This is a genomic window from Streptomyces sp. NPDC042336 (assembly GCF_055581985.1).
In genome coordinates, this window is the sequence record NZ_JBVJEA010000082.1 from 1 (window position 1) to 3,787 (window position 3,787).

The following is a 3,787-nucleotide window of genomic DNA, read 5'->3' on the forward strand; positions in this document are numbered from 1 at the left end:
CACCGATCGCCTTCGAGGACGCCCTCCAACTCGCACCAACTACGCTGGCACAAGCCGCGTAACCCGTGTCCAGGATTCGGGGTCAAGGCCCATGGCCTGGTCGAACATCGCCCGCCATCGGGCCGCGTCTATGCTGTGGCCCGCGGCCATCGCACGATCTTCAGGAGTCCACACAACCCCCGATGATCACGCGGTGGCCGTTTCGGTTCCCGCTCCGGTTCTCAGGTGGTGCCAGGCATGCCCGCACCCGCCAGCACAGAGGCGGAGCTGCCGCCGTTCATCAGCGACGCCAAGAAGTGCGACCAGCAGCCGGAATGCCTTGACACGCTCGTCCTGCGGAAGGTTGATGATCTTTGTCAGTTGCTCGGTGAGGCGTCCGCGCGTGACCAGCACGGCCGGGGTGTGGGTGGGCCGGATGCCAGCTCTGCGGATGCTCTCCGGCCCGTCATCGCTGGTTGCGCGGGCCTGGATGCAGAACCCTGCCAGGTCGCGTAGGACTTCGAACTGCTCAGTATCGGCGAGGCCCTCGAACCAGCCGACGCCCTGGACGAGCGGACGGATGCCTTGCGCCAACTCGTTCAGGATGACCGTGCGTCCGTCCATCCCGCCCCACCTCCACAACAAGCCTGGCTGCCTACCCTGCAAGGTCATCGAACCAGATCACGAAGTCGCACTGGAGTACTAGGCGCCACCCTCGCCCGGCAGCTACTGTTCCTGCTACGCCAGCGATGCCGTACCGAGGGAGTCGAGGTCCTCCGGCTGAGCGACCCCCACCCGCAGCGCGCCGTGCTGGCAGCCGCCAAGTAGGACGCATTCCGCCCGGCCGGCGACGCCAGCATCGTCGCGCTCGTCCTGGACCGGATCACCGACACCACAGCTCTCGACGCCCATGTGGCCTCGATCGCCACACGGCTCGGTCTGACGCTGCCTCCGCTTACCACGCCGCTGCCCGCCGCCGCAGCGCCCGCTGTCGAGCACGCCTGGTGGCCGTTAAAGATCACCGATGCGCAGCTGCCGACTTCCTCGTCCCGGTCCGCCCGAGGTGGGCCTACGAGCTGTTCGGCTACCCTGAAGGACTCCTCTCGCGCGACCACAACCTCGGCCTCAGCCGCGAGCACGTGTATTACCGCTCCCCGCGCCCGCGAGGCGAGACCGCACCCGCACGCGTCCTCTGGTACGCCAGCAGCGACAACACCATGGGCGTCTCCTCCGTCTTTGCCTGCTCGAGGCTGGAGCAGTGCGTAACCGACGGCGGCGAACAGTTAAACCGACAGTTCAAGCACCTCGGCGTCTACCGCCGCAAGGACGTGCTGAAAATTACCGGCAAGCAGACCGGACAAGCTATGGCCCTGCACTTTTCCAACACCGGGCTCTTCCCATCTCCAGTCCCATACAAGCGGCTTGTACAGCTCGGTGATCGGTACGGGCAGAGGGTCAACGTACAGTCGGTCTTCAGGATCTCACCCGAGCTGTTCCGTGCCCTGTACGAGGAAGGCCACCGACTGCGGTGAACACGCCAGACCGAGCCCTGCTGCTCTCGCTCCACCCGCGGTTCGCCACAGCCATCCTCAATGGCGGCAAAACGGTAGAACTACGGCGGCAGCGCGTCGCCGTCCCACCCGGCACACCAGTGATCATCTACGCGACGTCCCCTGTCATGGCACTGACGGGAACGGCCCGCCTGACCGGCGTGGACACCGCCGCTCCCGGACAGATTTGGCGCCGGCACAACGCAGCATGCGGCATCAGCAAAGCCGAGTACACGCGGTATATGGACGGTGCCGCTCAGGCCTCCGCCCTCGTTATCGACCACCCCCACCCCCTGACCAGCACCGTTCCGCTGGCTCACCTGCGCGCAGCAAGCGCCTTCCACCCCCCGCAGAGCTACCGCTACCTCACCCGAGAAGCCCTGCGACAACTCGTCTGCGGCCACGAATCCGCCGGCGAACTCCTGGATCGCGTGGCCATGCCCCGACCCACCGGCCACACTTCTCGCTCTGCACCCCTGCAGCCCGCCCAGGCCCGCCCCGTCGGCGCGTCCGACAGCATGCGTTCCGCAGCCCTGCTCACAGTCGGCCCCCAATAAGAACCACAGGCAGCTTCACCGTGCAGCTCCCATGCTGCCTGCCGTTCGGCCTCCACTGGCTCCCAGACCCCGCTGATTTCGCAGACGAGTGGAATGGAAAGTTTGACCGAGACCTGCTTCGGCCTGAAGTTGCCGTCCCCACGTCGCCGCCGTCCTAACCTCTGTCGCAAACTCATCCCTCAAACCTTCCCCGATCGCGAACTCACCATGTCACCCTACGAGTTGCATCGATCAGTACAACTCAGTGACATCCGGGGACGCGATCTTGGAACGTGACGCTTTCATCTCTTACAGCCACAAACGGGATGTACCGCTTGCCAAAGCGCTCCAAGAGGGACTGCAGAGCTTCCTCCGAACACCTTGGCTCCGCCGAGGAGGGGCCAAGGTGTTCCGGGATACCACCAGCCTCAGTGCTAGTCACGATCTTGGTGGTTCCATCAAGGCCGCGCTGAGCGAATCTCGTTACTTCATCTACCTGGCATCCCCCGAGGCCGCAGAGTCACGGTGGGTGCGCGAGGAGATCCACTACTGGCGTCACAACCACAGCATGGACCACTTCCTCATCGCGCTCAGTGACGGCAGCATCGAGTGGGACCCGACCGCCGGTGATTTCAACTGGTACCGCACGAACGCCCTTCCTCTCGAGTTGCAGGGCGCCTTCGCCACCGAACCCCTCTATGTCGACCTCAGGTCCTTCCGTGAGACCGACGAGCGATCCATGGCTCCAGGCACCGAGTTCCGCGACCGAATGGCCAGCCTCGCATCGGCCCTCCACGGGATGCCCAAAGATGCCCTGGACAGTGCCGACCTGCGCATGCAGCGGAAAGCGGTCCGACGCCTCCAATCCATGGTGGCCACTCTCATTGTCTTACTGCTGGTTGCCATCGCTGCTGGCGTCGTGGCCTGGCAACAACGTGGCGAAGCCCTTGCTCGCGCCCGAACCTCCGCCTCACAGGCGCTTGCAGCCCGTGCACTCGATATGGTCGACAAGGATCCGCGTAAGGCCGCCCAGTTCGCACTGTATGCCCAAGCCGTCCAACCCACGGGCGAGTCAGCGCAAGCATTAGCACAAGCCGTCGTGGCCAATGACAGTGTGACCCAGCACCTTCAAGCAGATAACGAGGAAGTGGCCAACTTTCACGGCGCAGCGCATGTCAGTGCGACAAACGTAGCGATCAGTGGTAATGGGAACGTGCTGGCGTACTACTCGGACTTTGACCCTGATGCCCCATCCGGTGGAGCACAGCATATTCACCTCTACGACATCAGAGCACGCAAGGCGCTGCCGAACCTCAAGGGAGGGGCGTGGCCGCAAGACGGCGGCGGATTGCAATTCAGTACGGATGGGAGCGTGCTGGCGGTCGAGCGACCATACAACCAGATCGACATCTGGGACGTGAACAACCAAAAGCGACTTCGGACGATCACTGCCAGCAATGGCGAAGTACTGGCTACGGCGTTTAAGAGGCTTCGATCGTTCGCATTTTCTGGCGATGGACAACGACTAGCTGCCACCTTCTACTCGCCCGAGCAGCCGGAGTACAGCTTCCATCTTGCCGTCTGGGACGCCACGACTGGACGCCAGCTCCTTAAGACCTCATTTCACTTGGTCAGGCGGCGGTGACATATGAGGGTCGCGGCGATGGCCGTGAAGGCGAGGAAGTGTTCGGGCTTGCGTTCGTAGCGGCGGTGCAGACGGCG

4 protein-coding genes and 1 pseudogene are annotated in these 3,787 nt (G+C 63.9%); 3 read left to right on the top strand and 2 right to left on the bottom strand.

Annotated features, from left to right (window positions below; translation table 11 throughout):
* Nucleotides 1–186: 186 nt before the first annotated feature.
* Nucleotides 187–603 carry a DUF5958 family protein gene (locus ACZ6IM_RS42370; RefSeq protein ID WP_121715526.1) on the bottom strand — a complete coding sequence of 139 codons (417 nt, stop codon included), beginning with the start codon at nt 601–603 and terminating at the stop codon, nt 187–189.
* A gap of 380 nt (nt 604–983) precedes the next feature.
* Between ACZ6IM_RS42370 and ACZ6IM_RS42375 the strand changes: the two genes are divergently transcribed.
* From ACZ6IM_RS42375 to ACZ6IM_RS42385, 3 genes are all read left to right on the top strand, one after another.
* The gene (locus ACZ6IM_RS42375; protein ID WP_469564577.1) at nt 984–1,511 is read left to right on the top strand and encodes a hypothetical protein; all 528 of its coding nucleotides are present in this window, start codon (nt 984–986) and stop codon (nt 1,509–1,511) included.
* Nucleotides 1,508–2,086 (top strand): ASCH domain-containing protein, encoded by a 579-nt coding sequence (locus ACZ6IM_RS42380; protein WP_469564580.1) that lies wholly within the window; start codon nt 1,508–1,510, stop codon nt 2,084–2,086. The genes ACZ6IM_RS42375 and ACZ6IM_RS42380 overlap by 4 nt, the downstream gene beginning before the upstream one ends.
* A 244-nt stretch (nt 2,087–2,330) precedes the next feature.
* Nucleotides 2,331–3,710, top strand: a complete 1,380-nt coding sequence (locus ACZ6IM_RS42385; RefSeq protein WP_469564583.1) for a toll/interleukin-1 receptor domain-containing protein — start codon at nt 2,331–2,333, stop codon at nt 3,708–3,710.
* Here the strand turns inward: ACZ6IM_RS42385 and ACZ6IM_RS42390 are convergent.
* A pseudogene (locus ACZ6IM_RS42390) lies at nt 3,689–3,787 on the bottom strand (IS5/IS1182 family transposase); the annotation flags it as partial. The gene ACZ6IM_RS42385 and the pseudogene ACZ6IM_RS42390 sit on opposite strands and share 22 nt — an antisense overlap.